Source organism: Pseudomonas sp. 57B-090624, assembly GCF_003234055.1.
Classification (GTDB): domain Bacteria; phylum Pseudomonadota; class Gammaproteobacteria; order Pseudomonadales; family Pseudomonadaceae; genus Metapseudomonas; species Metapseudomonas tohonis.
Genome location: NZ_QKRU01000023.1, coordinates 1 through 15,876, shown reverse-complemented (window position 1 = coordinate 15,876; position 15,876 = coordinate 1). Strand labels below are relative to the sequence as shown.

12 protein-coding genes are annotated in these 15,876 nt (G+C 68.1%); 4 read left to right on the top strand and 8 right to left on the bottom strand.

Annotated features, from left to right (window positions below; all coding sequences use genetic code 11):
* Positions 1-141 precede the first annotated feature (141 nt).
* Positions 142-420, bottom strand: coding sequence for a hypothetical protein (locus tag DMX10_RS12705; RefSeq protein ID WP_111261393.1), 279 nt, complete (start codon positions 418-420; stop codon positions 142-144).
* Between the two features lie 202 nt (positions 421-622).
* On the opposite strand from DMX10_RS12705, the gene DMX10_RS12700 reads away from it, so the two are divergent.
* Positions 623-1,645, top strand: a complete 1,023-nt coding sequence (locus DMX10_RS12700) for a patatin-like phospholipase family protein (RefSeq protein WP_111261392.1) — start codon at positions 623-625, stop codon at positions 1,643-1,645.
* A gap of 1 nt (position 1,646) precedes the next feature.
* On the opposite strand, the gene glsB is transcribed toward DMX10_RS12700, so the two are convergent.
* From glsB to DMX10_RS12665, 7 genes are all read right to left on the bottom strand, one after another.
* Positions 1,647-2,555: a glutaminase B gene (glsB, locus tag DMX10_RS12695; protein WP_111261391.1), complete on the bottom strand. Its 909-nt coding sequence runs from the start codon at positions 2,553-2,555 to the stop codon at positions 1,647-1,649.
* 379 nt (positions 2,556-2,934) lie between these two features.
* Positions 2,935-3,627, bottom strand: a complete 693-nt coding sequence (locus DMX10_RS12690) for a response regulator (RefSeq protein WP_111261457.1) — start codon at positions 3,625-3,627, stop codon at positions 2,935-2,937.
* 123 nt (positions 3,628-3,750) lie between these two features.
* On the bottom strand, positions 3,751-6,417 hold the full coding sequence (locus tag DMX10_RS12685) for a sensor histidine kinase KdpD (RefSeq protein ID WP_111261390.1): 2,667 nt from the start codon (positions 6,415-6,417) through the stop codon (positions 3,751-3,753).
* A complete protein-coding gene (gene kdpC / locus DMX10_RS12680; protein WP_021220381.1) occupies positions 6,414-6,965 on the bottom strand; it encodes a potassium-transporting ATPase subunit KdpC in 552 nt (183 codons plus the stop codon). Before kdpC ends, DMX10_RS12685 begins: the two co-directional genes overlap by 4 nt.
* Positions 6,966-7,013: 48 nt before the next feature.
* On the bottom strand, positions 7,014-9,071 hold the full coding sequence (kdpB, locus tag DMX10_RS12675) for a potassium-transporting ATPase subunit KdpB (RefSeq protein WP_021220382.1): 2,058 nt from the start codon (positions 9,069-9,071) through the stop codon (positions 7,014-7,016).
* An 11-nt stretch (positions 9,072-9,082) separates the two neighbouring features.
* Positions 9,083-10,780 (bottom strand): potassium-transporting ATPase subunit KdpA, encoded by a 1,698-nt coding sequence (gene kdpA, locus DMX10_RS12670; protein ID WP_111261389.1) that lies wholly within the window; start codon positions 10,778-10,780, stop codon positions 9,083-9,085.
* Positions 10,781-10,788: 8 nt separating this feature from the next.
* Positions 10,789-10,878, bottom strand: coding sequence for a K(+)-transporting ATPase subunit F (locus DMX10_RS12665; RefSeq protein WP_021220384.1), 90 nt, complete (start codon positions 10,876-10,878; stop codon positions 10,789-10,791).
* A 1,027-nt stretch (positions 10,879-11,905) separates the two neighbouring features.
* Between DMX10_RS12665 and eat the strand changes: the two genes are divergently transcribed.
* From eat to eutC, 3 genes are all read left to right on the top strand, one after another.
* On the top strand, positions 11,906-13,276 hold the full coding sequence (gene eat / locus DMX10_RS12660; protein ID WP_111261388.1) for an ethanolamine permease: 1,371 nt from the start codon (positions 11,906-11,908) through the stop codon (positions 13,274-13,276).
* A gap of 81 nt (positions 13,277-13,357) precedes the next feature.
* Entirely contained in the window at positions 13,358-14,749 is a 1,392-nt protein-coding gene (locus tag DMX10_RS12655; RefSeq protein WP_111261387.1) for an ethanolamine ammonia-lyase subunit EutB, read from the top strand.
* A complete protein-coding gene (eutC, locus tag DMX10_RS12650; protein WP_111261386.1) occupies positions 14,749-15,504 on the top strand; it encodes an ethanolamine ammonia-lyase subunit EutC in 756 nt (251 codons plus the stop codon). Before DMX10_RS12655 ends, eutC begins: the two co-directional genes overlap by 1 nt.
* The last annotated feature ends 372 nt before the right edge of the window (positions 15,505-15,876 follow it).

Sequence of the window (15,876 nt, the reverse complement as noted above, 5' to 3'; positions counted from 1 at the left end):
GATAATAAGGATAGGAAAGGGCTATGCGCGATGCCGGCGGGCACTGAGGCGAGGCAAGTTCCACTGCGTCCCCGCGTTCTCAGGCCGGCAGGCGCCCACAAAAAAGCCGGGGCATGCCCCGGCTCTTGCCACCCCGGCGCCTCAGCGCCCGGCGCGGGACTCGCGGATGTAGAAGCGCGCCTTGTCGGCCTTGGCAGTGCAGCCCTCGAAGCGCTCGAACTGCTGTTCGGTCTTGGCTGCGGTGAGCAGGCCCAGCGCCTTGGAGTAGCTGACGGTGCCGGCGAAGCCTTCGGCCTTGGCCAGGTCGAGCTCTCTCCAGGCAGCGTCGAGCTGGGAACCGCAGCTGTCGCGGTAGGCCGTCTTGCCAGCGCAACCGGCGAGCACCAGCACGATCAAGGGCAGGCTGATCCAGGCTTTCATGGGGGTTCTCCTCGGGATGTGAAATGGCCATGAGTCTAATGGGGGTTAAGACGGTACGGAACAGGAAAAATTCCGCGCAGTGCCCTTCCTCCGACGCTTTCCAGGCCGTCGTCGCACGCGCGCGACACAGAGACGTCCATTCACTTGGCCTCGCCCTTTCCCACAGGTATCGTCTGCCCCTTGTGTAGGAAAAGGTGAAGTCATGAGCAAGCGTGTCGCACTGGTCCTCGGCTCCGGCGGGGCCCGGGGCTATGCCCATATCGGCGTGATCCAGGAAATCGAGGCGCGGGGCTACGAGATCGCCTGCATCGCCGGTTGCTCCATGGGCGCGGTGGTCGGGGGCATCTACGCCGCCGGCAAGCTGGATGAATACCGCGAATGGACCGAGAGCCTCGACTACCTCGATGTGCTGCGCCTGCTCGACGTCAGCTTCCGCCTTGGCGCCATCCGGGGCGAAAAGGTGTTCGGGCGCATCCGCGAGATCGTCGGCGAGATCGATATCGAAGACCTGGCCATCCCCTACACCGCCGTCGCCACCGACCTCACCAACCAGCAGGAAATCTGGTTCCAGGAAGGCTGCCTGCACCAGGCCATGCGCGCCTCGGCGGCCATTCCCAGCCTGTTCACCCCGGTGATGCAGGGCTCGCGCATGCTGGTGGACGGCGGCCTGCTCAACCCGCTGCCGATCGTGCCGGTGGTTTCCAGCCATTGCGACCTGATCATCGCCGTCAACCTCAACTCCACCAACCAGAAGCAGTACCAGCTGCCGGTGATCGAACGGCCACCGGCCTTCAAGGGCCGCATCGACCAGATGATGAGCTCCCTCGGCGAGCGCCTGCCCTTCCGCAAGCGCGGCATCGAAGAGGAATTGCTGCTCGAAGGCGCCACCGCGCCCATCGCCAATCCCTGGGTCGAGGACGCTGCGGCACCCGGCGCCCAGCAGCCGGCCGCAGCGCCGCAGAAGGAAGGCGCGCCGAGTTCGGCCAGCGGCTCGCAGGTGGTCGCCAGCGTCGGCCCGGCCTCGCTGCTGGACCTGGTGAACCAGAGCTTCGAGGTGATGCAGACTTCGCTCGCGCAGTACAAGATCGCCGGCTACCCGCCGGACGTGCTGATCAACGTGCCCAAGCGCGTATGCCGCTTCTTCGAGTTCTACAAGGCGCCGGAGCTGATCCAGCTGGGCCGCCAGATCGCCCGCGACACCCTGGAGAAGTACGAGCAGGACTGAGTCAGAAGATCGACCAGTCGATGCGCTCGGAGAGCTTCTCCAGCGCCGCCATGCCCGCCACCGAATTGCCGGACGCATTGAGCTCCGGCGACCACACGCAGACGGTGAAGCGCCCCGGCACCACGGCGACTATGCCGCCCCCCACCCCGCTCTTGCCGGGCAGCCCGACCCGGTAGGCGAAGTTGCCGGCCTCGTCGTACAGGCCGCTGGTGGCCATCAGCGCGTTGACCTGCTTGGTCTGCCGCCCGCTCAGCACCGCCTCGCCGCTGTGCGGGCTCACCCCCTCGTTGGCCAGGAAGCTGAAGGCCAGGGCCAGGTCCGCGCAGCTCATGCGCAACGCGCAGTGGTGGAAGTAGCTGCGCAGCACGGCCTCGACATCGTTGTGGAAGTTGCCGAAGGACTGCATCAGGTAGGCCGCCGCGGCGTTGCGCGCGCGGTGCTGGTACTCCGAGCGCGCCACCACCTCGTCCGCCACCACGTCGCGGTTGGCACTCAGGCGCCGCACGAAATCGCGCATCGACAGCGCCGGCGCGGCGAAACGCGACTGGTTGATGTCGCAGATCACCAAGGCCCCGGCGTTGATGAAGGGGTTGCGCGGCACACCGCGCTCGAACTCCAGCTGCACCAGGGAATTGAACGGCTGCCCCGACGGCTCGTGGCCCAGGCGCTGCCAGATGTCCTCGCCCGAATGCTGGATCGCCTGCACCAGGCTGAAGACCTTGGAAATACTCTGGATGGAAAACGGCGTGCGCCCGTCACCGGCGCAATAGAGCTGGCCCTCATTGCTGTACACCGCAATGCCCAGCTGGTTCGCCGGCACCCCGGCCAGTGCCGGGATGTAGCTGGCCACCTTGCCCTGCCCGATCAGCGGGCGGACTTCATCGAGGATCTCGTCGAGCAGTTGTTGCATGTCTTCCTTCCGGCAACGAATGGCGCCAGGCGCCTGGATTAAGCGCTAGACGACGGATTCGCGCCGCGCAACACAGGCAGATGAGGTGCAGCTCGCAATGGGGGGTGAAGGTGGGCCAGGCGGCAAAGGCACCGTCGAAGCAGAGCAGTGGGCTGAAGCGGGCTCGACAAGGCGTTCGCCCTCAGGGAATGCGTGAGGTGAAGCGCCGATTGGTGGATGCAAGAAGCGCCATCCACCCTACGCAGCGTCCGTCATCGTGCCCGTCGTGAAGCTTCGCGAGCAGAGCTCGCTCCCACGCAAGTGGGGCCTCATCGGTGGGGGCACTGCCTCGCGGCGCTGGGCCTTGCAGGCTCGGCGCCAACCTATGAAGTGAATCCTGCTAGCCCTCGCGCAGGCGATAGCCGACCCCAGCCTCGGTGACGATGAAGCGCGGCTCGGTCGGGTCGTCGCCGAGCTTCTGCCGCAGGTGGCCGACCACCACCCGCAGGTAGTGGGTGTCCTCGACATGGGTCGGGCCCCAGATGTCCTTGAGCAGTTGCTGCTGGGTCACCACCCGTCCCAGGTGCCGCGCCAGTTGGGCGAGTACCGCGTATTCCTTGCGGGTCAGCGCCACCTCGGCGCCGTCCAGGGTCACCCGGCGGTAGGCGAAGTCGACGCTCAGCGGGCCGCTTTCGACCACGGCCTCCTGCTGCTCGCCGCCACCGGCCTGGCGCAGCAGCACGCGTACGCGGGCGAGGAACTCCTGCACGCTGAAGGGCTTGGTCACGTAGTCATTGGCGCCGCCGTCCAGGGCCAGCACCTTCTCGCCTTCGCTGGCGCGCACGGAAAGCACCAGCACCGGCACCGTCGACCACTCGCGCAGCTCGGCCAGCACCGTCTTGCCGTCCATGTCCGGCAGGCCCAGGTCGAGCACCACCAGGTCCGGCCGCGCCAGGGCCGCCTGGGCCAGGCCTTCGGTGCCGTTGGCGGCCTCCAGCACCTTGTAGCCCTGGGCCGCGAGGCTGATGCGCAGGAACTTGCGGATCTGGGTTTCGTCGTCGATGACCAGTAGGGTCGGTTGGTTGGTCGTCATCTTGTCCTTCGACATCCGTTGGCTACCGCATCGTGTTGGGGCGAACTCATTCGCCCAGGGCGGCAACGCCGCACCGGGTCGCACGCGGCGGTCCTGGGGCCCGCACGGCGAATGGATTCGCCCCTACAGCGGGCCATCACTCGCCTCCTCCTCCAGCACCGGCTGCGGGTGCAGCGGCAGGTGCAGGGTGAGCGTGGTGCCCTTGCCGTCCAGCCCCTCGCCCACCGTCACCCGGCCACCGTGGGCGCCGACCATCCCCTGGCAGATGGCCAGGCCCAGGCCGGTGCCCTGCCCGCCCCGGTCGCCACGGGCGGCGGTGTAGAACATGTCGAAGATCTTCTCCCGCTCCGCGGCCGGGATGCCGGGCCCCTGGTCGCTGACGGCGAAGCGCAGCTCCTCGGTGTCGGCCGTCACCGCCACGCGCAGGCGGCCCTGGGTCGGCGAGAAGCGCGCGGCGTTCTCCAGCACGTTGACCAGCGCCTGCTCGATCAGTGCGGCGTGGACGTAGAGCAGGGGCAACTCGGTGGGCAGTTCGGTTTCCACCTTCAGCGGCGCCAGCACCGGACGCAGGCGCTGCAGCGCGCTGGCGACGATGTCCACCGGGGCGACCCAGTCGCGGGCCAGCTTCAGGCCGCCGTGGCCGAGGCGGGTCATGTCCAGCAGGTTCTGAATGTAGCGGTCGAGGCGCTCGGCCTCATCCCGTGTGCCTTCCAGCAGCTCGCGGCGGTCCTCCAGGGGGATCGCCTCGCCCAGGGCCAACAGGCTGTCGATGGAGCCGCGCATGGCGGTCAGCGGCGTGCGCAGGTCGTGGGACACGGAGGCCAGCAGCGCGCTGCGCAGCTGTTCGGTCTCGCCATGCAGGCGCGCAGCCTCCAGGTCCTCGGCGAGCTGCGCGCGTGCCAGCGCCTGGGCCAGGGGTTGGCCAAGGGCGGACAGCAAACGGCGGCGTTCGGCGGGCAACGGTGCACCGTCGCGCGGGCTGACCCCGAGCAACGCCAGCGGGCCCTCCTCGCCGGAAAGCGGCAGCCACCACCAGCGCCCGCTGGGCAGGGTGCCGGTGCCGAGCCCGGCTACCTGATCGTGCTGCCAGGACCACTCCGCCGCCGCACGCTCCTGGTCGGCCAGCAGGCGCTGCACGCCGGCCTCGACCTTCCACACGCCGTCACGGCTGCGCGCCAGCAGGCACACCTCGACGTCGGTCCAGGGGATGAACTGCTGTGCCGCGACGCTGAGCACGGCCTGGCGGTCGGTGGCGGCGGTGAGCTTGCGCGAGAGGTCGAGCAGCGCGGTGGTTTCCGTCTGGGTGGCACGCAGGGCCTGCAACTGGCGGCGCTGGCGCGAGGCCAGGTTGCCGGTGAGCCCGGCCATCAGCAGGAAGAACAGCAGGGTCAGCACGTCTTCCTGGCGGGCGATGGTCAGGGAGAAGGTCGGTGGGATGAACAGGAAGTCGTAGGCCAGGAACGATACACCGGCACAGAGCAGTGCCGGGCCCAGGCTGCTGCGCACCGCCACCAGCAATACGGCGGCGAGGAACACCAGGGAGATGTTCGGCAGCGCCAGCACCTGGTAGGCGCCCCAGGCCAGGGCAGTGGCCGCCAGCGCGGCGCCCAGGGCCATGCCGTAGTCGGCCAGGGGCACCGGGTGACGCGACCGGGCGCTGGGGGCGCTCGCGTCGGCGTCCGTGTCCAGCACGCTGATCTCCAGCCCCTCGGCCTGGCGCAGCAGGCGCTCCGCCACCCCACGCCCGAGCCAGCGACGGCGCAGGCGCTGGCGGCTGCGGCCCACCAGCAGCAGGCTGGCGCGGCGCTCGTTGGCGTGTTCGATCAGGGTGCTGGCCACGCCCTCGGCGCGCAGGGTCACCACTTCGCCACCCAGGCGCTCGGCCAGTTGCTGGGCCGCCTGCAGGCGCGTACGGGCCTCCTCGCTCTGGGTGCCGCCGGTGTCCACGTGCACCAGGCTCCAGGGCAGGTGGCGGCGCTCGGCCACGCGGCAGGCGTGGCGCACCAGGCGCTCGGCCTGCTCGCTGCCGTCCACGCCCACCAGCAGGCGGCCACGCACCGTCGGCGCCTCCTGGCCCTGCTGGCGGTAGCGGCGGTTGAGATCGGCATCGACCCGCGCGGCAGCGGTCTGCATGGCCAGCTCGCGCAGGGCGGTGAGGTTGGTCTGGGAGAAGAAGGCGTCGATGGCCGCGCGGGCCTGCTCGGGCACGTAGACCTTGCCCTCGCGCAGGCGCTCCAGCAGCTCGCGGGGCGGCAGGTCGACGAGGAGGATCTCGTCGGACTCCTGCAGCACCCAGTCCGGCAGGGTCTCGCGCACCTGCACGCCGGTGATGTCGAACACCTGGTCGTTGAGGGCTTCCAGGTGCTGGACGTTGACGGTGGTGTAGACGTCGATGCCGGCCGCGAGCAGCTCCTGCACGTCCTGCCAGCGCTTGGCGTGGCGGCTGCCGGGGGCGTTGCTGTGGGCCAGCTCGTCCACCAGCACCAGCTTCGGCGGCGCGGCGAGGATGCCGTCCAGGTCCATCTCGGTCAGCGGCACGCCCCGATATTCCAGGCGCCGCAGCGGCTGCTGGGGCAGCCCGGTGAGCATCGCCTCGGTCTCGGCGCGGCCGTGTGTCTCGACCACGCCGACACGCAGGTCGACGCCCTGGCGCAACTGCGCCTGGGCGGCTTGCAACATGGCGAAGGTCTTGCCCACGCCCGGTGCGGCGCCGAGGAAGACCTTCAGCCGGCCGCGCCCCTCGCGCGGCAGTTCGGCCAACAACGCATCGGCACGGCCGGCATCACTCATTCAGGCATCTCGTTCAGTCGCAGGTTGAGAGCGAACACGTTGACCACCGCAGGCCCGATCAGCGGGCGCTCGGCCTGCTGTTCCACCAGGCGCTCCAGGGTCGCGGCAGGAATGCCCCGCGCCTCGGCGATGCGCGGGATCTGGTAGCGCGCAGCGGCCAGCGGCAGGTGCGGATCGAGGCCGCTGCCGGAAGTGGTGACCAGGGCCATGGGCACCGGGCCCTGCCCCAGCGCGCCCAGCTCGGCGGCGTCCTTGGCGATGCGCTCGGCCAGCGCCGGGTTGCTCGGGGCCAGGTTGCTGGCACCGCTGGCGACCGTGGCATAGCCACCGGCCGAGGGGCGTGGCTGGAACCACTGGGCCCCCTCCACCTGCTGCGCCAGCAGCAGGCTGCCGCGTGCATCGCCCTTGGCGTCGCGCACCAGGCTGCCGTTGGCCTGCGCCGGGAAGGCCAGTTGCGCGACAGCGGTGACGGACAGCGGGTAGGCAACGCCGGTTATCAGGGTCATCAGGGCCAGCAGGCTCAGGGCGGGACGGAGTTGCGTAAGCATATTCAGTTCCTCGGATTAAGTCCCCTCTCCGTGGAGAGGGGAAAGGCGTCAGACCAGGTGCAGGGCGGTGAGCAGGATGTCGATCAGCTTGATGCCGATGAAGGGCGCCACCAGCCCGCCCAGGCCGTAGATCAGCAGGTTGCGGCGCAGCAGGCTGGCGGCGTCGGCGGCTTGCACGCGCACCCCGCGCAGGGCCAGGGGGATCAGCGCGATGATGATCAGCGCGTTGAACACGATGGCCGAGAGGATGGCGCTCTGCGGGCTGTGCAGTTGCATCAGGTTGAGCACGCCCAGCTGCGGGTAGATGCCGGCGAACAGGGCCGGGAGGATGGCGAAGTACTTGGCCACGTCGTTGGCCACCGAGAAGGTCGTCAGCGCCCCACGGGTCACCAGCAGCTCCTTGCCCACCTGCACCACGTCCAGCAGCTTGGTCGGGTCGGAATCCAGGTCCACCAGGTTGGCGGCCTCGCGGGCGGCCTGGGTGCCGTCGTTCATCGCCAGGCCGACGTCGGCCTGGGCCAGCGCCGGGGCGTCGTTGGCGCCGTCACCGCACATGGCGACCATCTTGCCCTCGCCCTGTTCCTGGCGGATGCGCGCCAGCTTCTTCTCCGGCGTGGCCTCGGCGATCACGTCGTCCACACCTGCCTCGGCGGCGATGGCGGCGGCGGTCAGCGGGTTGTCGCCGGTGACCATCACGGTGCGGATGCCCATCTGCCGCAGCTCGGCGAAGCGCTCGCGGATGCCGGGCTTGACCACGTCCTTGAGGTGGATGCCGCCCAGCAGCTTGCCATCGGCCGCCACCAGCAGCGGGGTACCGCCGCTCTGGGCGATCCGGTCGATCTCGCGGGACAGCTGCTCGGGCATCTCGGCACGGCTCATGCCGACCCAGGCCAGCACCGCGTCCACCGCACCCTTGCGGTAGCTGCGGCCGTTCCAGTCCACCCCGGAGAGGCGGGTCTCGGCACTGAAGGCGATGGCGGTGACCTCATCGCGAGCCGGCTCGACCATGGCGCTGAGGGCGCGCAGGTACTCGACGATGGATTTGCCTTCCGGCGTGTCGTCGGCCAGCGATGCCAGCAGCGCAGCGTCGGACAGTTCCTTGCCGCTCACGCCCGGTGCCTTGACCAGCGCACTGCAACGGCGGTTGCCGAAGGTGATGGTGCCGGTCTTGTCCAGCAGCAGCACGTGCACGTCGCCCGCCGCCTCCACGGCACGGCCGGACTTGGCGATGACGTTGAGGCGCACCAGGCGGTCCATGCCGGCGATGCCGATGGCCGAAAGCAGGCCGCCGATGGTGGTGGGGATCAGGGTCACCAGCAGCGCCACCAGGTACACCAGCGGCAGGTCGCCACCGGCGAAGCGGGCGAAGGGCTGCAGGGTGGCGACCACCAGCAGGAAGATCAGCGTCAGGCCGATCAGCAGGATGTCCAGCGCCACCTCGTTGGGGGTCTTCTGGCGCTTGGCGCCCTCCACCAGGGCGATCATCCGGTCCAGGGTCGACTCGCCCGGGTTGGCGGTGATCTTCACCAGCAGCCAGTCGGAGACCACGCGGGTGTTGCCGGTGACCGCCGAGCGGTCGCCGCCGGACTCGCGGATCACCGGCGCGGATTCGCCGGTGATGGCGGCCTCGTTGACCGCGGCGATGCCTTCGACCACCTCGCCGTCGCCGGGGATCAGCTCGCCGGCCTCGACGCGCACCACGTCACCACGACGCAGGCTGCTGGCGGCCACCGTCTCGAACTGCCCGGAGGCAGCGCGACGGCGGGCGCTGAGGCCCTGGCTGCCGGCCTTGAGGCTGTCGGCGCGGGCCTTGCCACGGCCTTCGGCGAGGGCCTCGGCGAAGTTGGCGAAGAGCACGGTGAACCACAGCCACAGGGCGATCTGCACCGCCAGGCCGGTGGACACCGCCGGGTTGGGGATGAAGCACAGCACCGTGGTGACCACGGCGGTCAGTTCCACCACCAGCATCACCGGCGAGCGCTTGAGCTGGCGCGGGTCGAGCTTGGCGAAGGCCTGCACCAGCGCCGGCTTCCACAGCGCGGCGATGGCGGTACGGGGTTGTTGCTGCTTGGCGCCATTCTTCGGCGCCTGGATAGGGGCGTTCATGCGGGTCTCCCTTAAAGGCCGATCAGCGCGAGGTGTTCGGCAATCGGCCCCAGGGCCAATGCCGGGAGGAAGGTCAGGCCACCGACCAGGAGGATGGTCAGGGTCAGCAGGGTGACGAACAGCGGGCCGTGGGTGGGGAAGCTGTTGCCGCCCACCGGCGCGCGCTGCTTGGCCGCCAGGCTGCCGGCGATGGCCAGTACCGGGAGGATGTAGCCGAAGCGGCCGAGGAGCATCGCCAGGCCGATCATGAGGTTGTGGAACGGCGTGTTGGCGCCGAAGCCGGCGAAGGCCGAGCCGTTGTTGGCGGAGCCCGAGGTGTAGGCGTACAGCGCCTGGCTGAAACCGTGGGCGCCGGGGTTGGTGATGGAGGCCGCCGGGCCTGGCAGGCTAACCGCCAGGGAGCAGAACACCAGCACGCCGATCGGCATCACCAGCAGGGTCGCCACCAGCAGGCGCACCTCGCGGGCCTCCAGCTTCTTGCCGAGGTATTCAGGGGTGCGGCCGATCATCAGGCCGGCGAGGAACACGGCGATCAGCACGAACAGCAGCATGCCGTAGAGGCCCGCGCCGACGCCGCCGAAGATCACCTCGCCGAGCATCATGTTGAACATCGGGATCATCCCGCCGATGGCGCTGAAGCTGTCGTGCATCGAGTTCACCGAGCCGTTGGACGCAGCCGTGGTGGTCACCGCCCAGAGTGCCGAGGCGGTGATGCCGAGGCGGCTCTCCTTGCCCTCCAGGGAACCGGACTGCTCGATGGGCAGAGCGGCCAGGGCCGGGTTGGGCTGGAACTCGCTGTACAGGGTCACGCCCAGGCCGATGACGAACAGGATCAGCATGGTCGCCAGCAGCGCGCGGCTCTGGCGCAGATCCTTGACGTAGTGGCCGAAGGTGAACACCAGGGCGGCGGGGATCAGGATGATCGACGCCATTTCCAGCAGGTTGCTCCAGGCGCTGGGGTTCTCGAACGGGTGCGCGGAGTTGACGCCGAAGAAACCACCCCCGTTGGTGCCCAGTTGCTTGATGGCGATCTGGCTGGCCGCCGGGCCGAGCGGGACCACCTGGTCGGTGCCGGCCAGGGTGTGGACGCTGACGTAGTCGAGGAAGGTCTGCGGCACGCCCTGCCAGACCAGGAACAGCGCCAGCAGCAGGCACAGCGGCAGCAGCGCGTAGAGCGTGCCGCGGGTCAGGTCGACCCAGAAGTTGCCGAGCTTGTCGGTGCTGCGACGGCTGATGCCACGCGCCAGGGCCACCAGCACGCAGAGGCCGACGGCGGCGCTGACGAAGTTCTGCACACCCAGGCCGACCATCTGGCTGAAATAGCTCAGGCTCGCCTCGCCGCTGTAGGCCTGCCAGTTGGTGTTGGTGACGAAGCTCACGGCGGTGTTGAACGCCAGGGTCCATTCCAGGCCCGGCAGCTTCTGCGGGTTGAGCGGCAGCATGCCCTGCAGCATGAGGATGGCGAACAGCAGCGCCAGGCCGGCTGCGTTGAACAGCAGCAGCGCGACGGTGTAGGTCTTCCAGTCCTGCTCGCTATGGGGATCGACCCCGGCGATGCGGTAGCAGAAACGCTCGACGGGAGCGAAGAGCGGCGTGAGGAAGGTGCGCTGCCCCTCCATCGCGCGGTGGATGAAGCGGCCGATGAAAGGCGCTGGCACCAGCACCAGCACGAAGAAGGCCAGAATCAGCCCATAGTCCTGTACTTGCATGACGCCCCCTAGCTGCGTTCGGCGCGCAGCAGCGCGACCAGCAAGTAGATGAAAAGCCCCGTGGCCATTGCCAGGGACAACCCGTCGAGAATGCTCATGACTGTTGCTCCGGTATGCGGACTGCGCCGCTTTGGAGGAATTCTCGGCATCAGGGGCGTAAAGGGACGAGACGGGGACCCGGGACGGGGCATAAAGAAAGCGTAAAGAACGCGATTTTCCTGGTCTCCCGGGGACCTGGCATGCCTGCATCGATGGGTTTCGCGGAGCTCTACCCATCCTACGAATGATGGCGAGTCCGTAGGATGGGTAGAGCGAAGCGAAACCCATGCTGCCCCTGCAAACACCTCCCAGCCGGAGGATCGCTCCGTACCCTCGGGCGAATGTTGCTAGAGGATTTGAGTCCAGCTGATTGCCGAGCTCTGGTGATGTTTCTGGTTTCGCCCTCCCGGGCGAGTCCCTTTTCCAATCGCTGGAACGCCAGCCCGGTGAAAAGGAACCAAAAAACTTGCCCCATCATCCGGCCCCGGCTTCGCCGGGGTTCCCTCACTCCATCGTCGCTATCGGGGGCCGGCGCGATGGGCCATCCATGGCCTGGCGCGCCTCTCGCGGCATCCATGCCGCTCGTCCCCCGGCGCAACGACTGCGTTCGGCCTCCTGGAGGGGCGTTGGCGGCTGCTCCAACTTTCTTCGCTCGAATCCACACATTGATGTGCGCACCAACCCAACGTGCACGTAGCGGCGGCTTTCGTAGGATGGCGTAGAGCGAAGCGAAACCCATGCGGTGGCGGTGGCAGAAATACTTTGGTGCCCGGAAAGCACCGTGCTTGAGCGCTTGCATTAAAACCACAACAGCTAACGCAGACAGAGCCAATGAATTCGTCCCTACAGGGTTACCGGGTAGCCGCCATGTAGCAGTCACACAACCGTCACACTGGCCTAGACCAGTGCACCGAAACGATTGGTTACATCCCTTGCGCGCACCATTGCGAGTCACGAACGGCGGCGATCAGGTCGCGAAGCATCCCGCAAACGACGTTTCACGGGACTTTGCGACGCCGTTCGGGGACCTGGCATGGGCACTGCAAACACAGCCTCGTCTGCGTTCATTCCATCCATGGAGGCTTTATGACCCTGCAACTCAAGCCGACCCTCGGCACCCTGCACCTCTGGGGCATCGCCGTCGGCCTGGTGATTTCCGGCGAATACTTCGGCTGGAGCTACGGCTGGGGCGTGGCGGGGACCCTCGGGTTCCTGGTGACCGCGCTGATCGTCGCGGCCATGTACACCTGCTTCATCTTCAGCTTCACCGAGCTGACCACCGCCATCCCCCACGCCGGCGGACCCTTCGCCTACAGCCGTCGCGCCTTCGGCGAGAAAGGCGGGCTGGTGGCCGGCCTCGCCACCCTGATCGAGTTCGTCTTCGCCCCGCCGGCCATCGCCATGGCCATCGGCGCCTACCTCAACGTGCAGTTCCCCGGGCTCGATCCCAAGCACGCGGCGGTCGGTGCCTACTTCGTGTTCATGACCCTGAACATCCTCGGCGTCAGCATCGCCGCCACCTTCGAACTGGTGGTCACCGTGCTCGCCGTAGCGGAGCTGCTGGTGTTCATGGGCGTGGTGGCGCCGGGCTTCAGCTTCAGCAACTTCGTGCTCAATGGCTGGGCCGGCAGCAACGAGTTCGGCGGCGCGGCCATCTCCGGCATCTTCGCCGCCATCCCCTTCGCCATCTGGTTCTTCCTCGCCATCGAGGGCGCGGCCATGGCCGCCGAGGAAGCCAAGGACCCGAAACGCACGATTCCCAAGGCCTATATCGCCGGCATCCTCACCCTGGTGAGCCTGGCCATGGGCGTGATGATCTTCGCCGGCGGCGTGGGCGACTGGACCCAACTGTCGAACATCAACGACCCGCTGCCCCAGGCCATGAAGGCCGTGGTGGGCGAGAACTCCGGCTGGCTGCACATGCTGGTGTGGATCGGCCTGTTCGGCCTGGTGGCCAGCTTCCACGGCATCATCCTCGGCTACTCGCGGCAGTTCTTCGCCCTGGCCCGCGCCGGCTACCTGCCCCGTGGCCTGGCCAAGCTGTCGCGCTTCCAGACCCCGCACCGCGCCATCATCGCCGGTGGCCTGGTGGGCATCGCCGCGATCTACAGCGACGGCCTGATCAACCTGCAGGGCATGAGCCTGACCGCCGCGATGATCACCATGAGCGTGTTCGGCGCCATCGTGATGTACATCATGAGCATGCTCAGCCTGTTCAAGCTGCGTAAGAGCGAGCCGAACCTGGAGCGCACCTTCCGCGCGCCGGGCTACCCGATCGTCCCGGGCATCGCCCTGGTGCTGGCGGTGGTGTGCCTGATCGCCATGGCCTGGTTCAACACCACCATCGGCCTGATCTTCCTCGGCTTCATGGCGGTCGGTTTCGTCTGGTTCCAGTTCACCGCCCACCACCGCGCCAACGCGCCGGCCGATGCATTGCTGACAGGTGATGCCGCCTGACAAAGCCTCTATGCTGAACCCGCGAGGCCCGGTCCGCCGGGCCTCGTCTTTTCTGCCCCGTTGCAACCGCCGGAGGCCGTGATGCCTTACCAGACCACAGTCGGCGCCCAGGTCTACCGCTTCGCCGACCTCAAGACCCTGCTGGCCAAGGCCAGCCCCGCCCGCTCGGGCGACTACCTAGCCGGGGTCGCCGCCGCCACCTATGAAGAACGCATGGCCGCCAAGCTGGCCCTGGCCGAGGTGCCGCTCAAGCGCTTTCTCGACGAGGCGCTGATCCCCTACGAGGAGGACGAGGTCACCCGGCTGATCATCGACCGCCACGACACCGCCGCCTTCGCCCCCATCAGCCACCTGACCGTGGGCGACCTGCGCGACTGGCTGCTGCTCGACAGCACCGATTCCGCCGCCCTGGAGGCCGTGCGCTGGGGCCTGACCCCGGAGATGGTCGCCGCGGTGAGCAAGCTGATGCGCAACCAGGACCTGATCCTGGTGGCGAAGAAATGCCGCGTGGTCACCCGCTTCCGCAACACCATCGGCCTGCCGGGCCACCTCTCGGTGCGCCTGCAGCCCAACCACCCCACGGACGACGTGCGCGGCATCGCCGCCAGCATGCTCGACGGCCTGCTCTACGGCTCGGGCGACGCGGTGGTGGGCATCAACCCGGCCAGCGACTCGCTGCCGACCCTGATGCGCCTGTGGCAGATGATGGACGAGGTGCGCGAGCACTTCGCCATTCCCATGCAGAGCTGCGTGCTCACCCACGTCACCACGCAGATCCAGGCCATCGAGGCCGGCGCGCCCATCGACCTGGTGTTCCAGTCCATCGCCGGCACCGAGAAGACCAATTCGAGCTTCGGCGTCTCCCTGGCCATCCTCAAGGAAGCCCACGAAGCGGCGCTTTCGCTGGGGCGCGGCAGCCTGGGCGACAACGTCATGTACTTCGAGACCGGCCAGGGCAGCGCCCTCTCCGCCGGCGGCCACCACGGCGTCGACCAGCAGACCTGCGAAGTGCGCGCCTATGCGGTGGCCCGGGAGTTCCGTCCGCTGCTGACCAACACCGTGGTCGGCTTCATCGGCCCGGAGTACCTCTACGACGGCAAGCAGATCATCCGTGCCGGGCTGGAGGACCATTTCTGCGCCAAGCTCCTCGGCGTGCCCATGGGCTGCGATGTCTGCTACACCAACCACGCCGAAGCCGACCAGGACGACATGGACACCCTGCTGACCCTGCTGGGCGCAGCGGGCATCACCTTCATCATGGGCATCCCCGGTGCCGACGACATCATGCTCAACTACCAGAGCACCTCCTTCCACGACGCCCTCTACCTGCGCTCCGTGCTGGGCCTGAAGCGCGCGCCGGAGTACGAGGACTGGCTGCTGCGCATGGCCATCACCGAGCCCTCCGGGCGCCTGCGCGAGATCGGCAAGGGCCACGCCCTGCTCAAGGACCTGCCACGACTGGGAGCCGCCTGATGAAACTGGTGCAGCACAACCCCTGGGACGAACTCCGTGCCCACACCTCCGCACGCATCGCCCTCGGCCGCGTCGGCTCCAGCCTGCCCACCGCCGAGGTGCTGCGCTTCGGCCTGGCCCACGCCCAGGCCCGCGACGCGGTGCACCACCCGCTGGATTTCGCCGCCCTCGACACGCAGCTCAAGGCCGCCGGCTTCCGCACCCTGCAGGTGCGCAGCGACGCCGAGGACCGCCAGGCCTACCTGCTGCGCCCGGACCGCGGCCGCCGCCTGCACGACGACTGCCAGGCCCGCCTGCAGGCCGAGGCTCCGGCACCGGAGCTGGCGGTGGTGATCGCCGACGGGCTTTCCTCCATCGCCGTGCAGCGCCATGCCCTGCCCCTGCTGGAAGCCTTCCGCGAACGCTTTTCCACCGATTGGGCCAATACCCCGGTGGTGCTGGCCGAACAGGGTCGGGTGGCCATCGGTGATGGCATCGGCGAAGCGCTGCGGGCGCAACTGGTGGCGGTGCTGATCGGCGAGCGCCCGGGCCTCACCTCGCCGGACAGCCTGGGCCTGTACCTCACCTACCAGCCCCGCGTCGGGCGCATGGACAGCGAACGCAACTGCATCTCCAACGTGCGCCCCGAGGGGCTGCCCTATGCCCTGGCGGCGATCAAGCTCGACTACCTGGCCCGCGAGGCGCTGCGCCTGCAGCTGTCCGGGGTGAGCCTGAAGGACGACAGCAACCTGCAGCCTGTTGTGCAGCTGGATTGAGGCGGGCCACCCACCTGCCCGGCCCACGTCGCTCGATCTGGAGAACGGGGTGTGCATCACCTTTCCATATGCGCGCAGTCCTGGCGGCTTTCCGTAGGGGCAAATTCATTGGCTCTGTCTGCGTTAAGTGTTGCTAGAGGATTTGGAGCCCGGTTGATTGCGGAGTCTTGCTGATGGTTTCTGTTTCGCCTTGCCGGGCGAGTCCCTTTTAACAATCGCCCTAAAAGGAACCAAAAGCGCTCGCCCCGGTATGACTCACCCACATAGGTGACAAATCGGTTCAACCACATGGGTAACAGTTTTTAACCTAGCGGGGTTCCCTCCGGAGGGTGCCCCATGCCTTGGCGAGAGCTGAAACCTATGGACGAAAAA